The sequence below is a fragment of the Mucilaginibacter sp. UR6-1 genome (assembly GCF_020880975.1).
In the GTDB taxonomy this organism is placed as follows: Bacteria; Bacteroidota; Bacteroidia; order Sphingobacteriales; family Sphingobacteriaceae; genus Mucilaginibacter.
Window position 1 is genome coordinate 15,613 of the sequence record NZ_JAJIWP010000008.1, and the last position, 22,146, is coordinate 37,758.

The window sequence follows — 22,146 nt, forward strand, 5'->3', positions numbered from 1 at the left end:
AAATAACGCTAAGCATAGTATTGCTGATTGTATTAATGGTTAGCATCCTATTGTTGGCTTTTCAATACAAACCTGTACAAACATGGGCCGCAAAAAAGGCCACTGCTTACCTGTCAAAAGAATTAAATACAAAAATTGATATAAAAAGCCTTTATATTAAACCTTTCTCGTCTGTAGTACTGGAGGGGCTTTATGTGCTGGATAAGCAAAAGGATACTTTGCTAAGTACACCAAAGCTAACGGTAGAGATCAATGGCTTCTCCATATTTAACAGCATAAAACAGCGGTATATTGATTTTACCTCGGTACAGTTGGATAACGGCTCGTTCTACCTGAAAAAACAGCGCGACAGTACAACTAACCTGAAGTTTATTATTGATTATTTCAGCTCGGGCGATACCACCAAAAAAGCAAGTAAACCCTGGACGCTTAATTTTGAGCGCATTGGCATAAATAACCTGCGTTTCAGGTACAAAAATCAATTGAACGATTCGCTGGTGAAGGGCGTTAACTTTGATGATGTTGATGTGCGGGCGTTCAGCACAGTGGTACGTAACCTCGATCTAAAGAACCACCTGTTCAAGGCATCGGTATACAAACTTACCTTTAAGGAGAAGAGTGGTTTTTATTTGAAGAACCTTACCGCGCAAACCACGGTTGATACCAACCAGATTTTGCTGCAGCAGCTTTTTTTGCAAACGCCTAATTCCTCCCTGCGCGATCATTTTAAAATGAGCTTTAACTCCTTTGATGATTTTAGCGATTTTGAGCGCCGCGTAAACATGGATGCCGATTTTAAGAACGCGCACCTGTCATCAAAAGATGTGGCTTACTTTACCAGCAGTTTAGACAAAACCCAGTTTGAGCTTGGCGTAAACGGGCGCATACGCGGCAGGGTTAATAACCTGCGGGCATCAAACCTGCTGGTTACAGCCGGGCAAAGCACTTATATAAAAGGCAATTTCAGGATGAAGGGTTTGCCCGATTGGGAGAACACCTTTATGGATATGGATATTGAACAGATAGCCACCAATAAAAAGGACCTGGATTACCTGGTTAAACGCTTTACAGGCAGCACCAGGCAAATGATACCGGCCATTGTAGGCAAGTTTGGTAACGTAAACTTTAGCGGTAACTTTAGCGGCCTGCAAAATGATTTTGTGGCCTACGGAACATTTAAGACCAGGCTTGGCCGTTTTGATACGGATATAAACTTAAAAATAGGTAAAAACGGCATACCATCATACAGCGGCAAGCTTACCACCAACCAATTTGCGCTGGGTACGCTGATAGATAACAATACCATTGGCCGTACCTCATTTACAGCGCAGGTAAAAGGCAGCGGCGATGAGTTAAAGAACCTGAATATCGCTGCGAATGCCAAACTGAAAACCTTTCAGTTTAAAGGATATACTTATAGTAATATAGCGTTTAACGGCACATTTAAACGTAAATTTATAGATGGTTTACTGAAGATAAACGACCGTAATATCAAGCTATCTCTGGATGGTACCATTGATATGAAACCGAAATTGCCGGTGTATGATTTTACAGCCAGCGTTGAGAATGCACACCTCAATAAGCTGAACCTGATGAAGGATACCATCACCGTAAGTACTACGCTTGATGCTGATTTTTCGGGCACTAACCTCGATAACATCAGCGGTAATATCTTTCTGGCAAACACACGCTTAGTTAATCCACGTACAAATTACGTGGTTGACTCGCTTTACCTGGCGGCCAGTGGCAGCGGCAGGCAAAGGCTGCTGGAATTTCAATCAGACGCGGCAAATGGTAGTATCACGGGTAATTACAGCCTGTCAACCCTGCCCGATTATTTTAAGAGCATCGTAAAAAAATACATTCCATCGTTAAAAACGGATATAAAGCCATTCAAATCTCAGGACTTTGATTTTAATTTTAAGCTAAAGGATGTTGATCCGCTGCTGGCGGTGTTTATGCCCGGCCTTAAAATTCCTGACCAGGGTACATTGATCGGTAAATTTAATTCAGCCGATCAAACAGCCACGCTTACGGGATACATCAAAACCATCCAATATAATAAGATCATCCTGCACGACCTGATCATTGACGAGAACACGGCCGCCCAATACCTCAACGCCAACATATCATTAAGTAAGGTTGACCTGAGCGACAGTTTGTATGTAAAGGATGTGAATATAACCAACTTCCTGAATCGCGACAGCCTGAATTTCAACATCAAGCTGTCTGACAAGAATGCCACCAACCAGCTCGATCTTTACGGCCTGGTTGAGTTTGGACGGGATACCACGGCCAAGTTAAAACTGCTGCCATCAGATGTTATTTTGGACAGGGAGCAATGGAAACTGGAGGAGCAGGTGCGCATCAGGTTTTTGAATGGCAAAACGCAGATATCAAACTTTGAGTTGAGCAATGGCGAGCAGATGGTAAGTATTGATGGCTTTATATCTGACAAGTCTGAAGATAAGCTCAACGTGATATTTAAACAATTCAGGATGGGTACGCTTAACCCGCTTACCAAACCATCGGGCATAGCCTTACGCGGTGCACTTAATGGCGAGGTGATATTAAGTTCGATATTAAAATCGCCGGGTATGGATGCCGACCTGGGTATTGATACGCTGGTAATGAACAATACACAGGTAGGTAATGTAAAGATCATCTCAAACCTGGATAATGAGCGTAAAAAAGCTATTGTGAGATTGAATATACTGAACCGCGGCCTGGAAACAATGGATATTGAAGGCGCTTACTCACTGTTGAAAGATGATGAGAACGCGCTTGATTTTGATATTAACATGAACCAGACCGAAGCGATCATATTCACGCCGTTCATAAGTAACCTGGTATCAGATGTTAAAGGTACGCTATCAACCAGTATTAAGCTCACCGGCTCGCTGCAAAAGCCGCAGCTTAATGGCTTTATAACCCTCAATAATACAGGCATGACGGTAAACTACCTGAAAACGCCTTACACGCTGAATGACAGGCTTGAGGTGGAGAACAGCGTGGTGAAGATCAATAAGATGGTGTTGAAGGATAACAGAAAAGGGCAGGGTGTAGTTAATGGCTCGGTTGACCTGAACAATATATCAAACCCTACGCTCGACATAAAAATTGAAGCTACTAACCTGCTTGCGCTTAATACTACGTTTAAGGATAATCACCTGTATTATGGTACGGCCTACGGCAGCGGCGACTTTAGCTTTACCGGGCCTATTGATAATATGAAGATAGATATTAAGGCCGCCACACAAACGGGTACGGTATTTAATATTCCGCTTAACGCATCATCCACCGCCAGTGATTATGATTTTATAAGGTTTGTTAGCCATAGCGATACTACTAAAAAGGAAGCCGAGGATATATCAAAGAAATTTAATGGCGTTACCCTGAACTTTGACCTTACAGCCGATGAAGGCACAACCGTAAAAATTGTTACTGATTACGGTAAGCTGGAAGGTAACGGGGTAACACGTAACCTTAAACTGAATATTAATAGCCTGGGCGATTTTGAGATGTTTGGTGATTTTCTAATCTCATCAGGTAAGTTTGAGTTTACGGCTAAGAACTTTATCAGTAAAAATTTCCAGGTGAACCAGGGCGGTACCATCCGTTGGACTGGCGACCCCGCCAATGCCGAAATCAACCTGAACGCTATATATGAGGTGCGTACCAACATTGCGCCATTATATACCGCGGCGGGCTTTACATCGCCACGGGGTAACCAGCAGGTACTGGTACAGGCGCAATTGCTGCTTACCAAATCACTGTTACTGCCAACTATTGATTTTGATTTTACCTTCCCGACCGAGCCAACCATTAAGGAGGATGTAGCCACCTACCTGTCAGACAATACCAACCGCAGCCAGCAAGCGCTGAGCATTATTGTGCGCCGTAACTTTACGGCCGGTACAGGCGGCGGTAACCTTAATGAGCAGGTATTAAGCACCGCGAGTGATGCGGTGAGCGAGTTTGCCTTTAACCAGTTAAACAGCTTTATTTCGCAATCAAACATTAAAAATATTGATATTAACATACGCTCATTCAACGAAGCGAGTGCATCCATCCGTTTGTTTAGCGACAGGCTGATACTTAACGGAAGTTTATTTACCAATACGGGCAGTAATAACCTGTTTTATAACAATACCAACCTGTTTAACGCCAACTTTAGCAACCTTACCAAGGATTTTGAGGCACTATACCGCATACGTAAGGATGGTAACCTTACTGCCCGCTACTCATACAGGGTGTTAAGCGGTACAGCCTTGAGTACCTTTAACCCGCTTGATGTGCAGTATGTAAACGGTATTGGTTTGGTTTACCAGCGCGATTTTGACAGTGTAGGTGAGTTTTTGCGCAATATATTCAGACGAGGAAGGCGCAGTATACCAGCAACAACGCCGGCACCGGTAAACCCGACACCGGCGCCTGTTATAAATTATAAGTTAAGGGATGATGAAGATTAATGATCGCGCATAATGGCGTGATCCATCTTATCTCTTTTGGTACGCAGGTAATGCTCGTTATGCTTGTTGGCCGGTATTTCAATAGGTACATTTTCAACCACTTCAAGTCCGTAGCCAATTAAGCCCGCGCGTTTTTTAGGATTGTTGCTCATCAGGCGCATTTTTGTAATACCCAGGCTGCGGATGATCTGCGCGCCGATACCATAATCGCGGTGATCCATCTTGAAACCCAGCTCAAGGTTGGCTTCAACGGTATCAAGCCCGTTCTCCTGTAAGTGATATGCTTTGAGCTTGTTGATGAGGCCAATACCGCGGCCCTCCTGGTTCATATAAATAATAACGCCTTTGCCTTCACGCTCTATCATCTCCATAGCTTTATGCAGTTGCGGGCCGCAATCGCAGCGGCACGAGCCGAATATATCGCCGGTTACGCATGAGCTATGCACGCGTACCAATATCGGTTCGTCAGGTTCCCAGGTGCCTTTTATTAAGGCCATGTGGTTTTCGCCGGTATCAACCTGGGTATAGGCTATCATATCAAAATCACCCCATTGGGTAGGCATTTTTACTGATATTTCTTTGGTTACCAAAGTTTCGGTACTCAGGCGATAGGCGATCAGATCTTTTATCGAAATTATTTTCAGTTTAAATTCCTCGGCTATCTTCATCAGCTCAGGCACACGGGCCATTTCGCCGTCCTCGGTCATTATCTCGCAAATAACGCCCGCGGGTTCAAAGCCTGCCATTACGGCCAGGTCAACCGTAGCTTCGGTATGGCCGGCACGGCGCAGCACGCCGCCATCTTTAGCTATCAGCGGGAATATGTGTCCGGGTCTGCCCAAATCGGCAGCCTTTATGGTTGGGTCAATTAATGCCAGGCAGGTTTTTGAACGGTCGGATGCTGAAATACCCGTGGTACAGCCATGCCCCAACAAATCAACCGATACGGTAAAATTAGTTTCGTGCGAGGTAGTGTTGCGGGTAACCATCAGGTCAAGCTCCAGTTCCTGCGCGCGGCTGGCGGTTATAGGGGCGCAGATCAGGCCGCGGCCATAACGTGCCATAAAATTGATGGCCTCGGGCGTGGCATTGCGGGCGGCGGTTAAAAAGTCGCCTTCGTTTTCGCGGTCCTCATCATCAACAACTATAATTATCTCGCCATTTTTAAGTGCTTCAATGGCTTCGGGTATGGTATTAAGCATCTTTTAAAAGATTCAGTGTACAGTAACAAAGTTACATTAAGGACGTATCAATAGGGTCGGCATTGTGTAAAATATACCGTGGCTGCGTAGCTTAGGCTGCCTTTCGTTTAAATATACGATTGAAAAAGCGTTTATAAGCCTCCATATCAAATAACGCCGAATCGGTAGCGGCTTTGTATGACAAGAACATACCTACCGGCGAGAGTACGAAGATGGCTATCCACATACCGATAAAAGGAGGGATGGCACCATCCTTAACGCCTTTTTCGCCAATGGTTGATATAATGTGGTACAACAAAAAGAACACTACCGAAATAACCACCGGCATGCCCAGGCCACCCTTGCGGATGATGGCCCCCAGCGGCGCGCCGATAAGGAACAGAACCAAACAGGCAACGGATAGCGTGAACTTTTTTTGATACTCAACAACGGAACGGCGGATGCTTTTCAGGGTTTCCTTGGAATTGGTTTCGCGCTGCTTTATCATATCCTGTATAGAGCGTACCTCGCTCATGGCGGCTGATACGGTGCTGATGCGCTCGTTAATATCAAGCCCGTCCATCACATCATTGTTTTTTGGCGTAACATAATGCTTAACCGAGGCGGACTTTTTAGGCAGCGTAAAATACTTTACATATGGCGATATCATTTGATAGGTTTGGGTAACCGTGCTATCCATCTGTTTTTCTGTAGAATCGCGATAGTGGCGCAACTGTTTGAGGTTCATCATCACAAAAGCTGAGCGGAACTCATCCTGGTTGGTGCGTTTTATAGCGAAGCTCGACATATCAAGCTTGATCTCAGTTTCCTTAAACCGTTGCCTTACCAGTACCTGCCTGGGGTCAAAACCATTGTCGCTGCGTTTTTCAGCATAGCTGATGCCGTCTTTTAATTTCAGCACTAAAAATTTATCGCCGGGGGTGCGGTACATGCTGCCTTCTTTTGCCAGCATAACGCTTATGTTATTGGTTTGATCATCTTTTTTATAGATGATGATATCATGCAGCGTTTGCCCGTCCTTGCCCTTACGCATTACGCGTATGGCAGCACCCGGAAAGTTATTGGTAAAAACGCCTTCGGGCAGTAACTTGGCTGATTTTTGCTGGCGAACGTCATACAACAGCGAGTAGTATTTAAGGTTGGCCACCGGCAGCATATAATCTGAAAATATAAAAGCGCTTATAGCCAGTATGGCCACCACGATGAACATGGGGTACATGGCCCGGCGTAAGGATATGCCTGCCGATTTAATGGCTACCAGCTCATAGTTTTCGCCCAGGGCGCCATACGTCATGATGGAGGAGAGCAGTACCGATAGCGGCAAGGCCATGGCCACGTTGGTAGCCGAGGCATACATCATTAACTCGGCAATAATATACCACTCAAAGCCTTTGCCTACCAGGTCATCAATATACTTAAACAAAAAAAGCATCAGCAGCACGAACATTACAATAAAAAATGTAACCACGAACGGCCTGATGAACGATTTAAGTAATAGTAGGTGGATCTTTTTCACACTGCAAAAATAAGGAAATAAAATTCCGCAGGCGGGCGTACCTGTGCCTGTTGTGCAAAGTAAACGTTATAAAATGCTTAGTAGTATAGCTATGCGGTATGTTAAGCCCCAAGTACGCTAATGAGGTAATCTATCTGATTATCCCATATCAGCCTTCGCTCGGCAATAGCATCCTCGGCAGCAAAATCAGTAATGGCCAGGGCAACATCGTTGGTCAGTTCATCCTGCACTACTTCAAGCTCAAAATAGTAAGGCTCATCATCAAGCCACTTAAAGCGTACCAGTTTATTCTCTTTGGCATTAACCAGTTTTGCACGGTGCTGCTCGTCGTCCCAGGTAAAGGTGTATATCTGATCGCGCACGTTAACATCGTCAGCAAACCATTGCGAAAGACCATTGGGTTCGCTTAAAAAACTGTATAAGATTCGTGGAGATGATTTGATCTCATATTCCAGGTTGAATTTCTTCTTGTCGGGCATAATCAGGGTTGTAGCACAGCTGGATAAGGTGCCGGCTGTAAAAGTTGAACAATTTTTCTAAAGAAAACTATTTTCTACTATATTTGCAAACCTTTTTACAAAGGCGCACAATTAAATAATTATGGCGGGGTAGCTCAGATGGTTAGAGCGTAGGATTCATAACCCTAAGGTCGGCAGTTCGATCCTGCTCCCCGCTACATAAGTTAAAAGCCTCAACTCGAAAGATTTGAGGCTTTTTTTGTGGGCTTTTATATCAGTTTGCTAACTTTAAGCCATATATGTATGAAGTTTTCCAGCAATATATTGATAGCAAAATAATGCTCACGCCTGATGAGGCACATTATATCCGGTCATTAGCTGTTATTAAAAAACTCCGCAAAAAACAATATTTGTTACAGGATGGTGATGTTTGGAAATATGATGCTTTTATAACCCGGGGCTGTGTGCGCACTTACTCTGTTGATGAAAAAGGCAACGAGCATGTTATCAGTTTCAGTATTGAGAACTGGTGGACGGGCGACCGTGAAAGCCTGCTATCCGGCGAGCCCTCACGTTTTAATATTGATGCTATTGAAGATACGGAGCTGGTGCTGTTCACCCATCCTAATTTTGAGCTGATTTGCCGGCAGATACCGGCGTTTAACAATATGGTGAATGCCATTTTGCAAAAGAGTTTTGTTACCGCGCAAAACCGCATACAAGCCGCTTTAAGCTACACCGCCGAAGAAAAGTATATCAACTTTGTTAAAAAATACCCGGGCTTTGCCATGCGCATTCCCCAAAGCATGATTGCCTCATACCTCGGCATGACACCCGAAACCCTAAGCCGCATACGTACACAAACGGCACGTAAATAATAAATTACATTAAAGGAGCTCACAAGGGCTCCTTTTTTTGTGATGCATACCGCAGGGTAATTTACTTGATCTATATCAATTCCTTTCTTATTCCATATCAATGTGCAGGTTTGGCCAGTGCTGCACCTTTGTAATGTTCAAACAAAACATTACAAAACTTAAAAAATAGAAATCATGTCAAAAAACATTTTCATCACTGGTACAAGTACAGGATTTGGCAAACTTACCGCCATCACTTTAGCAAATGCAGGCCATTCAGTTATAGCGGGTATGCGCAACGTTAACGGCAAAAATGCCGTCGCCGCGCAGGAGCTGGCTGCAATAGCCAATATAGAGGTAGTTGAAATAGATATTACCAGTGACGATTCGGTAAAACAGGCTTTTGAAAGCGTATTAACCAAATACGGCAAAATTGATGTACTTATTAACAACGCGGCTGTTAGCGGCTTTGGTTTACTTGAGGCTTACTCGCTTGATCAGGTACGCCGGATGTTCGAGGTAAACGTTTACGGAGTATTGCGTACCTACCAGGCTGTATTGCCCGCCATGCGTAAAGAAAGGAATGGCCTTATCATCAACCTTACCTCGGGCGCAAGCGGCCACACGCTTCCGTTCATGGTACCTTACCTGGCATCAAAGTTTGTAGTTGAAAGCATAACCGAAGGTGCCCAGGATGAACTTGCCGAATTCGGTATCGAAAATGTAAGCATTCAGCCCGGGGTGTACCCAACAGAGATGAATACAGGCGTTAAAACCGGTATAAATGCTGATAAGGCCGATATAATTGCCGCTTATGGCGATGCCGCGACCGATAGATTCAATGCCTTGGGCAGCGCGCTGTTCGGTAAAATGGAGCAGTTCAACATGGATCCGCAAACTATTGCCGATGGCATACTTGAACTGGTTAACATGAAAAAATCAACCCGCCCGCTGCGCTTTCCGCTGGATGCCATTGCCCAGGGAACGGACAAAGAGTTTATACAGGCCCGTGCCGATATTAAGGCAAAATGGCTGGCTGCTTACAGCAATTAATTTTTTCAGGCACCCGTGCAAACGGGTGCTTATTCACAGCAATTAATAACACAATATCATGACTGCTAAAGAACTGTTACTGACTTATCTTGAAAATATTGGCAATGCCGACAAGCTTATTGATCTGTTTGCCGAAGATGGGGCTATTGAATTACCTTATCTGGAAAGCGTTAATATGCCATGGCGCTGGGAAGGCAAACAAGTATTGCATGGCTTTTTTAAAAACCTGCCGCAATCATTCCCGGGGTTTAGCTTCAAAAACATCAAAATACATATTGATACGCCAAGCCAGGTTTTTGCCGAGTACGAGGTAGATGTTATAGCTGCCAAAACAGGCCGCCCTTATCATCAAAACTACATGGGCAAGCTGGTTGCCGAAAACGGGAAGATAAAACTTATTCGCGAAGCCATGAACATGGCAGCCGTTGCCAAAAGTTTATACCCCAACGGTATTCAGGATCTTAACACTAAATAATTATTAAAAAATGAAATCTTATATAAAAGCCGGTTTAAGGGCGGTAATAACAGCTCTGGCTATTTTCACTTCAATGCAAACCACAATAGCGCAATCACTGCAGGTAGCTGGTGTTGACCATATAGGCATTAACGTGCCCGACTTAAAGCAGGCCATACAGTTTTTTACTGATGTTATGGGCTTTAAGCCGGTTACACAAATAGGCCCGGTGCCGTTAGATAGTGCCTGGAAAAATACAAACCATATGCAGGCTGGTACCGGGCCTGTAACCATAAAAATGGTGCGCGCGGGTACTGGCGCTAATATTGAACTTTTTTGGTTCGATGCCAACAAGGGCAGCAGCCAGCAGCCGGGCGGCGATGATGCCGGGGCAACACATATAGCCTTTTACACGCCCGATATAAAAACAGCGGTAGCTTACCTGAAAGCTAAAGGCATAAAAGTGCTTGGCGATCCCTTTACAATGCCATCCGGAGATACTGCAGGCGAAACATGGGTATATTTTGAAACACCCTGGGGCTCAAAAATGGAATTGGTTTCTTATCCGGAAGGAAAAGGTTATGAAAAAACAAATCCCGGTACTTTATTATGGTCACCTAAAAATTTTACAGCAAGTGCCGATACAACTTCGGCAGACGGTGTTAAAACTTTAGTTCAAAAGCACTTATTAATCTGGAACGAAAAAAGTGATAGCAAGCGTAAAGTATTGCTAACCACCGCTTACGCGGCTGATATTGAAATGATTGACCGCCACTTTGTTGCCAATGGTTACGCGGATGTTGAGCGCTTTGTAAAAGGCTTGCAACAAAAAGACCCCACGTATCAATTCAAGCTACGAAAACCTGTTGACATTCATCATAATATTGCACGCCTTTACTGGCAATTCGGTTCGGCATCTAAACCAAACGTTGTAACGGGTATGGATATGTTTGTTATACAGCACGGCAAAATTAAAAAGCTATACGTGTTTGTTGATGGTAAATAAAAATAGCCTTAATAAACTTCTTAAAATAACAATGGACGACCTTCAAATCAGATCGTCCATTGTTTTATATAGCTGAAGCTTGTTACATCTTCATGTGGTGATGCCCTTTCATCGCCGTATCGGCTTTTAGGTTGAACGTTTTAAGATAAGTGCCTGATTGTTGTAACAGCGAGCGGTATAAACTATCCAGCTTAATTACTTTTTGCTTCTCGCCTTCAAAATAAGCCACCGCTTCGGCATTTGATCTGCCATCCTGCTCGGGTTCAAATTTTTGCATCCATTCGCTCATTCGGTTTCCCGCCAGGGTTAATTCAGTCCTGAGTTTATCAACCTCATGGTGCAGCGCGGCTGTATCCGTTTCGGGCTTTTCGGTTTTAACGGTAAGCAGGTAAGCCGGCGTTGCAAGGGTATCCAGCTTCATTTTGTTACTCATTAGTTTTTCATCATCGGCCATCAGTTTATCGTGCACGGTAATTACTTCGTCGCGCACTTGTTTATAGCTTACCTCTTGCTGGCACGCCTGCATCAGCAATGTGCTGAGTACCGGTATTATTATTTTTAAATTTTTCATGCGTTCTATTTAATTGATCAAAATGCGACAGATAAATGTACCATTAACCTGTTGCCCGCGTTTACACGGTTATTGGCTAATTGCTGTGTGGCTACATCCTGGTAGTTGGCCCCTGCGGAGTAGCGGCCATAGTTAGCTTCCAGGCCGCCAACTACCGAAAGCACATGCCCGCCCGAAACATCAACCGTATATTTTTTATCTTCCACATCCTGCTGCGATGTTTCATAAAGTACACCCGCGTTGGGGGCAACGGTTAGCTTTTTAAAAAAGCGAAACTTATAGTATAGCAGTGCATTGGCCGTGAATTTATTGCCGTAACGGTAATCGTACTTATTGGCTGTGTTGATCTTGTAATTGGCGTTAACATTTAAGCCCAGATCCATCAGCCGCACATCATAGGCTGCATTGAGTGTAAAATCGGTACTGGCGGTACCCAACTGAAAGTTGTTGGGCGATTCGCTGCCCGGGGTACGCTCGGTAGGCTCATACTTACCGGTAGGCGCTTTTATGCCGGCACCCACCCATAACGAGTGTACAATGAGTTGTTCACCAACCATACCGCGCTTGCTCAGCAGGTTGTAATAGCCCATTACGGCAACATCGCCCAGGCCATCCTTATAACCATCGCCGGTTTGTGCCGTACGCTCGTTAAAATTGTAGGGTACAAAGGCCAGTACACGGAATTTTTTACCGATGTTCCAGCCGCCCCAAACCTCCATGGTTTGGTAAGTTTCGTCGGATGTAAGGGGAGAGCGTTCGCCAAAAGGGCCGAGGTGCGTAACCAGCGTTTTATGCTGATAGCGCAGGCCTATAAAGCGCTTGTTATACTCGGGCAGTATGCCTAAGTAATAACTGCCCACGCCGCAGCCGCATATATCGCAGGGCAGCGCCGGGAAACTAAGCGCGCTTAACAGTATAATGATGATATATTTTTTCATATAAATCTTTCTTTTATTGTTCTGACAGGTCCTTGCGGTTTATAAAATCCACATCGTCCAGCGTTTTCAGGAATGCCGTTAGTTTGCCGCGCTCGTCTGTTGAAAGGGCGATGCCACGGTTGCCGTCAGCCTGCTGCAACAGGGGGTCGAGATTTGGCGTTGCCTGCACCTCGCCGGTATAATGGTCAAACACGCCGTTCAAGGTCAGAAAACGGCCATCGTGCATGTAGGGGGCGGTATAGGTAAGGTTGCGTAAACTCGGCACCTTAAACTTATAACGGTCCGTTGCCTGTAACGTGGCGTTATATAAACCCTGGTCATTAACCGGACTTGGCGCGAGGCCGTTATTGCGAAATGAGCCATCGGTAAACAGGGGTTCGCTGTGGCAACTTGCGCATTTGGCTTTAAAAAGTTCGTAGCCAGCCTGTTCATCGGCAGTAAAACTCATACCGTCCTCCTTGCGCATCACCTTATCATACTTTGAGTTAGCGCTGATGCACATCACCATAAATTGCGACAATGCCTTCATAAACCGTGCGGTAGTAATCTCCTCCGTACCGAAAGCTGCCTTGAACAAGGCAGGATATTTATTTACCAGGCGTAGTTTCGCCATTACATTTTCCACGCTCTCGTCCATCTCCTCATGCGTGGTAATGGGTGCTATGGGTTGCAGGTCGAGATCGAAGATACCGCCGCCCCACATAAAGGCCTTGTTCCAGGCCAGGTTCATGATGGGTGGCGAGTTACGTGTACCCAGCCTGTCATCAATACCATGGCTTACATCGTGCCCATGCTGTGTAAATGCCGATGATTGTATGTGGCATGATCCGCATGAAATGGTATTGTTGCGCGATAGCCGGGGCTCATAAAACAGGGTGCGGCCTAATATAAATCCGGCTTCGGTAACCGGGTTATTGGCCAGCTTGTACTCAGGTTCCGGAAAATTCCCGGGCTTTTTAAAGCCCAGGAATTCATTAACGGTATCTTTTATCGCGTCTTCTTTTTTACAGGCATAAAGCATCACCCCGAAACACAGCAGCACTATCCATAATGCTCTTTTTTTCATGGCGATGCTTAGTTTTCGGTATGGTCATGCTTAAACATACCGGCAAAATTACCGGCAATGCTGGTGCTGAAATCGCCAAACATTACGCTTGGGTGCGCCGCTATACTAAAGCTGTTGGTGCCGTTAAATACCTTAACCAGGTCAACCAGCATATGTATATTGCTCTCGCGATCTTTACGTACGCGGGCTATACCTCCGGTAGTCAGGTCAACCGTAACGGTTTTAATATTGTTGATGGTTGGTGCCGAGTAACCGCCAAAACCACCAATGTGATATTTGAACTGCTTTTTGCCGGTTGGGTCGCCATTAGTATCGTTTGAGATAACATCCGAGTTGCCCTCCATCTTAAAAAAGATGTAGCCGGAGTTCCAGCCCCAGTACATGCCATCCTCCATGCTGCCTGATGGATCGAGCACGCCGGTGCGTTTACTGATATCCATGGTGCTGCGCAAACTGTCAACACCTACGGTAAAGGTAAGTTTGGTATAATCTCCCTCGGGCACTTTTACTGTGGCAAAACGGGTGGCTTTGTCGGCACCGTTAATTAAAAAATAGCTGCTGTCCTGGTTTACGGTATAGGTAGTACCATCGGCCTTACTCACCTTAATGTTGCTGATAAAGTATTGCACTTTAGAGATGGTAAACTTTTCGCCCGCGGCGTTGGTGTAAGGGCTTGCTGTATTGTTGAGCACCAGTGTACGCTCACCTACTATGTTATCAAACTCTACCGAAAGTGTGGCAAGGTTGTTTTCGTTATAGTCAGGTTCAATGTTATCATTGTTTTTGCTGCAAGAGGCAAATATGGCCATTGCGGCCACTGCGAATAAAATTTTTTTCATGGAATATATAAATAGCCCTGGCGCAGGCATATAAGCCCCGCCATTCAATTAAAAATGTTGATTGTTTAATGCACGAAATAATGCGCTATGTACACGGCTGGGCAAACGTAGGTTAGCACCTCCGGCATGTAGCTTGCCTTGTAAATCCTTTACACAGGAATTCAATGGCTTAAAACAGATCAGGCTATTTTAGGGGGCTGGAAAATAGATAACGGCCTGTCAACCGTACCGGGGGGCGGCAGGTGTGGAAATGCTTTGCGTTGAACAGGTTTTTTTAGCAGTGAGAACAAAGCAGGTGATGCAGGCAGCGCTTCCTGGTATTGGTTACGCTTGTCTTCGCGTTCCTGTTTTTTTTCTTTTTCCTCGGCCTGTTTCAGCTTTTTCATGAGGTAACAGCGGCCGTTACAGTTCATCCAGGGGCGTGCTTTGTTCTCGCACAGGGTGGATGCTATGTAATTTTGATTTACCTGAAAACCGGCATACACAAAAAACCTGGAGAAGTTGGAACTTACCAAGGCAATGAGCAGCATTATGGCCAAACACCGGTTTAACATTGCCGCAAAGGTAGGTATAAAGCATTTATGAAAACAAGTTGAATATGCAAATTGCTGAGTATATTGTTTATGGCGAGAAAGCTAAAAAGCTTATTAAAAACTACCGGCGTATTTTTTGCTGCATTTTGGTTGCTTATTAGCCAACGTAGAGGCCTGCAGCATTGACTTAGATTAGAGCTATATATTGGCCGTTATAACTAATTAAATAAGGCGGACTATCTATCTGCACTGTTTGCAGCACTTAGTGCTTATTATAGTTTATATTCAATATTACCTATATCAATTTACAACAAATTTATAGCCGGTGCCATAAATAGTCTTGATATAGTCATGGCCTTTACCACGGTTTAGTTTTTTACGGAGATTAGTTAAGTGCACATACACGGCATCAAATGAATCAATTTGATCGGCATGGTCTCCCCATATATATTCGGCAATGGCCAACTTGTTAAGCACTTTGTTACGGTTAGCCACAAAGTATGCCAGTAGCTGATACTCTTTAGGCGTAAGCTCAATTTCGCGATTGTGGTACGTGAGCTTTTTTTGCTGGGTATCAATGGCAAAATCATCAAACCGGATATGTTTGGCTCCTCTAAAAACCCGGCGCCTGTAAAGTGCTTTTACACGTGCGTAAAGTTCTTCAATAACAGGCGGTTTTACCAGGTAGTCGTCGGCACCAAGCTCAAAACACTCCAGCTTTTCCGGTAATGATTGGCGCATTGTTGAAACGATGATACCTGTTCCTGCATCTTTATTAGTAATTTGAGTTATGAGTTGTATTCCCCGGCCGTTGTTTATATCAGTGTCTAAAATAACAATGTCATACAGGTAGGCATCAATTTTTCTCGAAGCGGCGTTGTAATCGGTAGCATGCTCACAAATAAAGCCTTTGTTCACAAAAAAACCGGCCATCCTTCTGGCCGGTAGTAACTCACTATCAACAATAAGTATCTTCATATAGGCTAACAGGAAGCATGCCTCCTATAAACCGTACGACAGATTTTTATACATGGTTGCCTTGCTACATTATTTTTGTTAATATTTGAATTGCAGGGTCAGGTAATATCCTCTTGGGTCAGACGGTAAAATGCCCGGGCCGGGGTAACCATCGGCACGGCGTGTAAAATACTTTTTATTGGCAAGGTTATTTACGCTTCCCGAAAGCTTGAACCATCTCCAGGTATAACTCGCGCTGAGGTCCATTACCTGGTAGGCGGGTACAATGCCATCAATAGCGCGCGGTGAAAACTCGGCATTTGTCGCGTCGGAATATTGCTTGCCGACATGCGAAAATTGGTAAGTAATATCAAACCTCTCGTTACCAAATGACAATCCGGTGCGAAAAAGTACCGGCGGCACAAATTCCACTAAATTATCTTTATGTACAGAAGCATCCAGGCTGTTTATGTAGCGGGCATCTATCAGGGCAAAATTGGTGTATATGGATAGTCTGTACTTGCTTGCGCCCTGGGTAACAGCTTTTAAAATATCCGCCTCAATTAAACTTTCAAAACCGATGTTCCTGCTGTCGCCGATGTTTTTACGCAGGCGATAGGTTTCAAGCCCATCCGGGCTTTTGGTATTAACTGAGCCAATGCGCCGATTATATTTAAGGTAGAATACGCTAAGGTCATACCGCATCCATTCGCCTATTGTACCACGTATGCCCGCGTCAGCGGTGTAGCCTTTTTCGTCGGTAAGTAATGAGTCAACTCTTGCATTCGGGTTGATCACCCTGATATCATTAAAGTTTACACTGCGGTAGTTTTGCGAGATGTTAGCATACACCTCCATACCGTTAACCGGCTTGTAAGATGTACCCAGGCCGAAGAAAACAAAAGAGCGGTTATTGGTTTTATGCTCGGGCCGCTGTATGTAGTAAAAATCATCATAAGGGCTTGAGCGTACGGTATAATAACCATCGGCTTTGGTTGAAATATATTCGAAACGGGCACCCGGTGTTACACTCCATTTTTCTGTGAGTTGAAAAATATTCTCGGTAAACAACGCCACGTTGGTACCCGGGAAACGATAACCCGAACCGCTGGGAAAATCGCCTGTATAATTAAACGTTGGGCCGCTGCCGTCATCGGCATTGCCCTGGTTACGCAGCGTTAAACCTTTATACACCCGCGCACCAAGCAAAAAAGTGCTTACCTGTTTGCCGGCCAGTTTGTACTGGTGCAGTAAGCGTAACTCTGAGCCATAATTTTTAAAAGTATCGTCAAGCAGATCGCGCGGGCCGCCCGGATCGGGCCTGTCTATATAATTTAATATACCCAGCGCCTCTCTGCCGCCCCGTAAATTATAGGTACGCCAGTTAATTTTTGTGCTTTGGTTAAGCTGATAGTCAAAGGTGATATTAGCAAGGTTCCAATTCACTTTAAACCAGTTGCGTGAACGGACTGACTGTGATGGATCAACTGCAAAATCAGCATCGGTTAAACCGCCGGCCAGTTGGGCCAGGTAATTCATAAAGGTATATTCGCCGGTTACTTTTAGTTTGGGTGTTAGCTGGTAATCGAGATGTATATATGCGCCGTGCTGGTCGAAATGACTGTTTGGCCGCCAGCCGTCGCCGCGTTTGTATTGATAGTAGGCATAGTAATTTAGTTTTTTAACCGTTCCGCCTACGCTGTTAAACGTGTTAAAGAAGCCGAACGAACCTGCCGTTTGTCTGCTGGTAAATTCAAATGCCTTGTTTGCCGGGCCTTTTTTTAGTTGGAAATTAATGAGGCCGCCAAATTGTGTGCCGTACTGCAGGCTTGCCGCTCCACGGATGATCTCGATACGCTCCAGCGCTTCGGCAGGCGGCGTGTAATAACTTTCGGGATAGCCCAGCGCGTCGGCGCTTATATCGTAACCATTTTGCCGGGTATTGAAGTTTGATACACGGCTTGGGTTTAAGCCACGCCCGCCAATGCCTAATTGCAGGCCTCCGCCATCATATTCAATAATGTTTATACCTGCTACCCGGCTGTATATTTGGCGGGTATTATTTGTTGCCAGGTTGACATTAAGATTGCCCACATTTATTACCTCTGTTTTTTTACCGGCATAAATGGCTGTTCCTTCAACCTGCCGTAAATTGCCCGATGCCATACGCTGGCTGCTGTCGTTAACGCTTACCTCGTTCAGCAATTTACTATCAGCGTTTGACAGGCTGATGTTTAAGGTGATATCTTTATATACCTTGATGTTTTCATGATATTCTTTTGCGCCAATGTATTTAATAACAAGCTCATAACTGCCGGCAGCTACACCTTTAAATTCAAAGTAGCCACGCTCATTTACTGAAGTAGTGCGGTTGGCAGGGTTTAATGTAATGGCAGCACTCGCCGCAACTTCACCGTTTTGTTTTACGATGCCGTTAATCGTAAAATCTTGTGCAAATGCGTAATAGCAATTAACGTTCAGTAGTATAAAAAGAAGTGTTTTTGACAAAAGCTTATTTTTCATTTTTTAACATAGGGTAATATCCAGTTGTAGTGCTGCCAGCTTAGCGGCTGCCTGGATAAATCAATAGTAGTATCGGTAAAAAGGGTTGAGCGGCGGCCGTTAAGGGCTACATAACATTCAGCATAAACTGCCGGTTTTTTTATGCCGCGTTGCGCGTAAACTCCGGCAAGGTAATGGGCATAACGCAGCATCATATCGGGCTGTGTGCTCATCATTTTTTCTTGCAGGGGTGTTAAAAATTCGGCATTATTTACCTCATAGGCTTTTTTTGTAGATGGTTCCTTTACATAAAAAAAGGTATTGCCTGATTTTTCCATCAGCATAACCCGCCACGAAAAGCGGTATCCTTCTTCATACCAAAATAAATTGCCCGGGTAAAGCAAAAACCGCAGGGGAACAACAACCTGCAATGTAAAATATACTATGGCAGCACCGGTTAAAACACTTTTTAAACGGACCGGAACATGGTAGCTATTAAAGGTGCTGGCTGGTAAAAAGCTTGTATTGCCAATGCGGTTAAGCAGCCTTTGCTGCAAAGCCGAACTAAAGAAGGCAAAGCTGCAAATTATCATCACATAAGGAAACATGCCTATACCCGGGAAAAACAAGGCGGTTGCCAGGTGAAATCCTAAAACAAATACATAAGCTACAGGTCGGGTACGATAGTTTGTTAAGAAAAAAGCTATCAGGAGATCATACACCGCGCCAAACCAGCTAAAAAAGTAGGCCACCCAGCTTTGATACATCAGGTTGCCTATAACAGGCAGGTGGCTTTTGGCAGGCAGCCACAGTTTCATGGGCATGGCGTTCAGCAGCCAGTCGGCATTAAGTTTTGCCAATCCGGCAAAAAAGTAGATGATACCTATTTGCAGCCTTATAGCGCCTATCGCCCACAAGGGTACATAAGCTTTTTTAATACTTGGCCACAGTTTTACATCAACCGAAAAATACCTGTTGGCGGGCAGAAAAATCATCAGCAAAGCCGTAAGGCTGATGAAGTAATAATGGTTAAGATAGTTGGTAACATCAATAAGCTCGATGTAAGTAAATGATAAAAAGAACAGTACGGCCGCAATACGATAAAACAGTCCGGTGGCAATAAGTAATGCTGATACGCCTACGCATAAGAACAGCAGGTGCATACCCGTATCGCCAAGCGGGCGTACCCATTCAAAACCCCAGTAGGTAAAGTAAAACTTTGGTTTAACGTACAGGTCGGTTATCCAGCCGTTAAGCCAGAAACGTAATGTCCCGGCCAGCATCATCAAGCCAAAAAGCACCCTGAATATTACCAGTGGTGCAATGGATACAGGGCGTTGAAAACGGGTGAAAAAACTGATAAGCGGCATTATGTTTAATGTTTAATCACCGTCGGTATCCTGGTAAGTAATGCGCACACCTGTTGCTGATGCCACATCAGTTTTTATCAATGTAAGCAATAACTGCACCTCGCGGTATGCCGCTTCAATTTCTGTTTTGTTATTGGTAAGCGCGGTCGATAGCGGGTCGGGAATGGCTTTTAAGCTATTGATGGCTTTATCAAACTGGCTTAACACATCATCATTAAGCGGCTTTTGATTTAGAGCAACCAGATAGTCAGACGTGCCTTTACCGCTGTTGTTGCCGGTAAACATGCGTTTTAAGTTGGTAAGGTTTTCAACCGCCAGCGCCACAGATATGCCCGCATTGTACCCTTCGGTATTTTCAGGAAACTGTGTACCGCCTGATTGTTTGCCAAATGGCCAGCCTATACGCGGGCCTTTCATCTGGTCCATTTCAAAAGCAAACTGGTTAATAAGGAAGGCTATCGGACTACCAGCATCTGAACGGGTATTGCCTGTAAACTGCGCACGATAGGTGTTGTTCCAGTTGTCAAGCACAGTTTTTGTCAGTGTTTTCATGCGGGCAAGCAGGTCTTCGGTATATTTTTTACGCTTTGCAGCCTCGGTGCCATTAAATTTAGCTACCGCGCCCGGCGAAAACAAAACATAATCAAGTGCCGGGAAACCCTGCTGGTCTATAGACGAGTTTTGTGCAAGATTATAGGTACCCTTGGTTATGTTGCCGTCAATTACAGCATTATCAGTAGGGAAGGTGTTTAAAAAATTATTCAGCAAAACACTCTCTGCCGGGCCAAATTGGTTTACCGATACATGTTGGTATTGTAGGTAAGCACTTCTAAAAGCAACTTTTAATGTCAGTTGGTTGTCCGCATTCGGTGTAGCCAAAAAAGTATTGGCAGCGGTTTCAAGTGCGGCTATTTGTGTTTGCAGATCGGTATAAGCCGGTATAATAAGGTTATCGGCGTAATTGGTGAGCATTGCGCCCTTATCAAAATTTGTAGCAACCGGGCCGTTATCTGTTCCTGATTTTTTTGAGCAGGCAATAATGAAAAAGGTAGCTGCCAAAACTGTTATTAAAAGGCCAGCCTTGATACGATCTGTTTTCATGATGAAATTATTAAAAGGTATATTAAACAATGAAAGCTCCTGGCGTACTACCAGGAGCTTTTTATACAAAAAAATTGTTATTGTAAGCCGTAAGTGGCTTTCAGAATATTTTGAGCCTGAACAAGTTTGGCAAAGCCCGGCTCATTTATCAGTATATAAAAGTCAGTACCAATAATGGTTTTAAGCGTTTGGAAGTCGGCATTTGACAGTTTAGTACGTGCCGAACGGTATTCAAAGCAAGAGATAAAACCAAAACCTTCAGACAAAGCATGGAACTGGGTAGCCAGGTTGCCAACGTTTACTGATTGTGTAGGAATAGTGGTGTAAGCCAAAGCCGCGGCAGCAATAAGCTGTTCCCATTTATCCTGGATAATTGCAGCCTGCTCTTTAACTACTACATAATCTTTAGCGCCAATTGCTGCACGGCCTTTTAAAAATGCATTAAAAATAACGCCGCCTGCTTGTATACCTTTACCGCGTTCGGCAAGGTAACCACCCCATAAAAGCGGGCGGATAGGATCAGTATTGGCATAAACCTTTGCAGTATCATAATCGTTTGGCACGCTCAGGTAACCGAATGCTTCGTCCCATTGGCGCTGCATTGCAGTAGTACCATTAGTAACGGTGTTGTTATCGGCATTGGCAACGTTGTTCAGGATGTTAACCGCTTCTTTAAAGAAAAGCGCACCCATCATACCTTTTGCCACGGCCTGATTAAATTCAATTCCCTTACCATCTACCAGCCTGTTGCCGTAAAAACCGGCTACACCGGGGGCCGCAGGGGTTGCTCTTACAAGACTGTTTGCAGCACGTTGTGTAAAATAGCCTTTAAAGGTATCGCCATTAGCGGTTTTTGCAGCCAGGTTAATGCCCGATGTATTTAAAGTAGCGTCAGCAAACGGCGCGTTGGTATTGTTAAAATAGTCGTTTGCTTTTGCAGCAGTAATGTCAGTTGTATTGGCTGAACCTAAATATGCGTTCAACTCTAAAGCCATTTTAACCCTTTGGGTAGATGTAAGGTAGTTGGCGCCCTCAAAGTTGTAAGTAGCAGGTACATCGTATTGCGGTATAGTATCCTCACTTTCATCTTTTGAACAAGCTGTTGCCAGTATTGCAACAGCTAATATAGCCAATGGGTAGTGTAAATAATTTTTCATGATCTTTGCGGTGTTCAGTTGTTATTTTTAATAAGTCTAAATAGTGCTAACTGGTGGCAAATATGAAATCACTTTCTAAAGAAATTCTTAAGAA

The 22,146-nt window shown here is 44.4% G+C and carries 18 protein-coding genes and 1 tRNA gene; 6 read left to right on the plus strand and 13 right to left on the minus strand.

Going from position 1 to position 22,146, the window contains the following annotated elements:
• Positions 1-35 precede the first annotated feature (35 nt).
• Positions 36-4,472 carry a translocation/assembly module TamB domain-containing protein gene (locus LJ707_RS19715; protein ID WP_228954373.1) on the plus strand — a complete coding sequence of 1,479 codons (4,437 nt, stop codon included), beginning with the start codon at positions 36-38 and terminating at the stop codon, positions 4,470-4,472.
• Here LJ707_RS19715 and LJ707_RS19720 read toward each other — a convergent pair.
• From LJ707_RS19720 to LJ707_RS19730, 3 genes are all read right to left on the minus strand, one after another.
• Positions 4,469-5,674 carry a bifunctional 3,4-dihydroxy-2-butanone-4-phosphate synthase/GTP cyclohydrolase II gene (locus LJ707_RS19720; protein WP_228954375.1) on the minus strand — a complete coding sequence of 402 codons (1,206 nt, stop codon included), beginning with the start codon at positions 5,672-5,674 and terminating at the stop codon, positions 4,469-4,471. The genes LJ707_RS19715 and LJ707_RS19720 overlap by 4 nt on opposite strands.
• A 91-nt stretch (positions 5,675-5,765) precedes the next feature.
• The gene (locus LJ707_RS19725) at positions 5,766-7,190 is read right to left on the minus strand and encodes an LptF/LptG family permease (RefSeq protein ID WP_228954376.1); all 1,425 of its coding nucleotides are present in this window, start codon (positions 7,188-7,190) and stop codon (positions 5,766-5,768) included.
• 101 nt (positions 7,191-7,291) lie between these two features.
• Complete coding sequence (locus LJ707_RS19730; RefSeq protein ID WP_228954377.1) at positions 7,292-7,669, minus strand: START-like domain-containing protein; 378 nt, start codon at positions 7,667-7,669, stop codon at positions 7,292-7,294.
• Between the two features lie 123 nt (positions 7,670-7,792).
• Between LJ707_RS19730 and LJ707_RS19735 the strand changes: the two genes are divergently transcribed.
• The 5 genes from LJ707_RS19735 (at position 7,793) to LJ707_RS19755 (ending at position 11,018) form a co-directional block, all read left to right on the plus strand.
• A tRNA-Met gene (locus LJ707_RS19735) sits at positions 7,793-7,866 on the plus strand.
• Between the two features lie 81 nt (positions 7,867-7,947).
• Positions 7,948-8,526 carry a Crp/Fnr family transcriptional regulator gene (locus LJ707_RS19740; RefSeq protein ID WP_228954378.1) on the plus strand — a complete coding sequence of 193 codons (579 nt, stop codon included), beginning with the start codon at positions 7,948-7,950 and terminating at the stop codon, positions 8,524-8,526.
• Positions 8,527-8,700: 174 nt separating this feature from the next.
• Complete coding sequence (locus LJ707_RS19745) at positions 8,701-9,558, plus strand: SDR family oxidoreductase (protein ID WP_228954379.1); 858 nt, start codon at positions 8,701-8,703, stop codon at positions 9,556-9,558.
• A gap of 58 nt (positions 9,559-9,616) precedes the next feature.
• On the plus strand, positions 9,617-10,033 hold the full coding sequence (locus LJ707_RS19750) for a nuclear transport factor 2 family protein (RefSeq protein WP_228954386.1): 417 nt from the start codon (positions 9,617-9,619) through the stop codon (positions 10,031-10,033).
• 10 nt (positions 10,034-10,043) lie between these two features.
• The gene (locus LJ707_RS19755; RefSeq protein ID WP_228954392.1) at positions 10,044-11,018 is read left to right on the plus strand and encodes a VOC family protein; all 975 of its coding nucleotides are present in this window, start codon (positions 10,044-10,046) and stop codon (positions 11,016-11,018) included.
• Positions 11,019-11,100: 82 nt separating this feature from the next.
• Here the strand turns inward: LJ707_RS19755 and LJ707_RS19760 are convergent, their stop codons facing one another.
• The 10 genes from LJ707_RS19760 to LJ707_RS19805 form a co-directional block, all read right to left on the minus strand.
• Positions 11,101-11,589, minus strand: a complete 489-nt coding sequence (locus LJ707_RS19760) for a hypothetical protein (protein WP_228954393.1) — start codon at positions 11,587-11,589, stop codon at positions 11,101-11,103.
• Positions 11,590-11,606: 17 nt separating this feature from the next.
• On the minus strand, positions 11,607-12,527 hold the full coding sequence (locus LJ707_RS19765) for a transporter (RefSeq protein WP_228954394.1): 921 nt from the start codon (positions 12,525-12,527) through the stop codon (positions 11,607-11,609).
• Positions 12,528-12,540: 13 nt separating this feature from the next.
• Positions 12,541-13,593: a cytochrome-c peroxidase gene (locus LJ707_RS19770; RefSeq protein ID WP_228954395.1), complete on the minus strand. Its 1,053-nt coding sequence runs from the start codon at positions 13,591-13,593 to the stop codon at positions 12,541-12,543.
• An 8-nt stretch (positions 13,594-13,601) separates the two neighbouring features.
• Positions 13,602-14,432 carry an MbnP family protein gene (locus tag LJ707_RS19775; protein WP_228954398.1) on the minus strand — a complete coding sequence of 277 codons (831 nt, stop codon included), beginning with the start codon at positions 14,430-14,432 and terminating at the stop codon, positions 13,602-13,604.
• A 179-nt stretch (positions 14,433-14,611) separates the two neighbouring features.
• Positions 14,612-14,986 carry a hypothetical protein gene (locus tag LJ707_RS19780; protein WP_228954400.1) on the minus strand — a complete coding sequence of 125 codons (375 nt, stop codon included), beginning with the start codon at positions 14,984-14,986 and terminating at the stop codon, positions 14,612-14,614.
• A gap of 279 nt (positions 14,987-15,265) precedes the next feature.
• Positions 15,266-15,943 (minus strand): response regulator transcription factor, encoded by a 678-nt coding sequence (locus LJ707_RS19785; RefSeq protein WP_228954402.1) that lies wholly within the window; start codon positions 15,941-15,943, stop codon positions 15,266-15,268.
• 78 nt (positions 15,944-16,021) lie between these two features.
• Positions 16,022-18,445, minus strand: coding sequence for a TonB-dependent receptor domain-containing protein (locus tag LJ707_RS19790; protein WP_228954404.1), 2,424 nt, complete (start codon positions 18,443-18,445; stop codon positions 16,022-16,024).
• Positions 18,442-19,794, minus strand: coding sequence for an HTTM domain-containing protein (locus tag LJ707_RS19795; RefSeq protein ID WP_228954407.1), 1,353 nt, complete (start codon positions 19,792-19,794; stop codon positions 18,442-18,444). Before LJ707_RS19795 ends, LJ707_RS19790 begins: the two co-directional genes overlap by 4 nt.
• A gap of 12 nt (positions 19,795-19,806) precedes the next feature.
• Positions 19,807-20,895, minus strand: a complete 1,089-nt coding sequence (locus tag LJ707_RS19800) for an imelysin family protein (RefSeq protein ID WP_228954409.1) — start codon at positions 20,893-20,895, stop codon at positions 19,807-19,809.
• A 77-nt stretch (positions 20,896-20,972) separates the two neighbouring features.
• Positions 20,973-22,052 carry a DUF4856 domain-containing protein gene (locus LJ707_RS19805; protein WP_228954411.1) on the minus strand — a complete coding sequence of 360 codons (1,080 nt, stop codon included), beginning with the start codon at positions 22,050-22,052 and terminating at the stop codon, positions 20,973-20,975.
• Positions 22,053-22,146: the final 94 nt, after the last annotated feature.

Excerpts from the sequence above, each read along its gene's own strand:
- LJ707_RS19715 (WP_228954373.1), top strand. The coding sequence starts at position 36 with ATGGTTAGCATCCTATTGTTGGCTTTTCAATACAAACCTGTACAAACA.
- LJ707_RS19720 (WP_228954375.1), bottom strand. The coding sequence starts at position 5,674 with ATGCTTAATACCATACCCGAAGCCATTGAAGCACTTAAAAATGGCGAG.
- LJ707_RS19730 (WP_228954377.1), bottom strand. The coding sequence starts at position 7,669 with ATGCCCGACAAGAAGAAATTCAACCTGGAATATGAGATCAAATCATCT.
- LJ707_RS19740 (WP_228954378.1), top strand. The coding sequence starts at position 7,948 with ATGTATGAAGTTTTCCAGCAATATATTGATAGCAAAATAATGCTCACG.
- LJ707_RS19745 (WP_228954379.1), top strand. The coding sequence starts at position 8,701 with ATGTCAAAAAACATTTTCATCACTGGTACAAGTACAGGATTTGGCAAA.
- LJ707_RS19750 (WP_228954386.1), top strand. The coding sequence starts at position 9,617 with ATGACTGCTAAAGAACTGTTACTGACTTATCTTGAAAATATTGGCAAT.
- LJ707_RS19755 (WP_228954392.1), top strand. The coding sequence starts at position 10,044 with ATGAAATCTTATATAAAAGCCGGTTTAAGGGCGGTAATAACAGCTCTG.
- LJ707_RS19760 (WP_228954393.1), bottom strand. The coding sequence starts at position 11,589 with ATGAAAAATTTAAAAATAATAATACCGGTACTCAGCACATTGCTGATG.
- LJ707_RS19765 (WP_228954394.1), bottom strand. The coding sequence starts at position 12,527 with ATGAAAAAATATATCATCATTATACTGTTAAGCGCGCTTAGTTTCCCG.
- LJ707_RS19770 (WP_228954395.1), bottom strand. The coding sequence starts at position 13,593 with ATGAAAAAAAGAGCATTATGGATAGTGCTGCTGTGTTTCGGGGTGATG.
- LJ707_RS19775 (WP_228954398.1), bottom strand. The coding sequence starts at position 14,432 with ATGAAAAAAATTTTATTCGCAGTGGCCGCAATGGCCATATTTGCCTCT.
- LJ707_RS19780 (WP_228954400.1), bottom strand. The coding sequence starts at position 14,986 with ATGTTAAACCGGTGTTTGGCCATAATGCTGCTCATTGCCTTGGTAAGT.
- LJ707_RS19785 (WP_228954402.1), bottom strand. The coding sequence starts at position 15,943 with ATGAAGATACTTATTGTTGATAGTGAGTTACTACCGGCCAGAAGGATG.
- LJ707_RS19790 (WP_228954404.1), bottom strand. The coding sequence starts at position 18,445 with ATGAAAAATAAGCTTTTGTCAAAAACACTTCTTTTTATACTACTGAAC.
- LJ707_RS19795 (WP_228954407.1), bottom strand. The coding sequence starts at position 19,794 with ATGCCGCTTATCAGTTTTTTCACCCGTTTTCAACGCCCTGTATCCATT.
- LJ707_RS19800 (WP_228954409.1), bottom strand. The coding sequence starts at position 20,895 with ATGAAAACAGATCGTATCAAGGCTGGCCTTTTAATAACAGTTTTGGCA.
- LJ707_RS19805 (WP_228954411.1), bottom strand. The coding sequence starts at position 22,052 with ATGAAAAATTATTTACACTACCCATTGGCTATATTAGCTGTTGCAATA.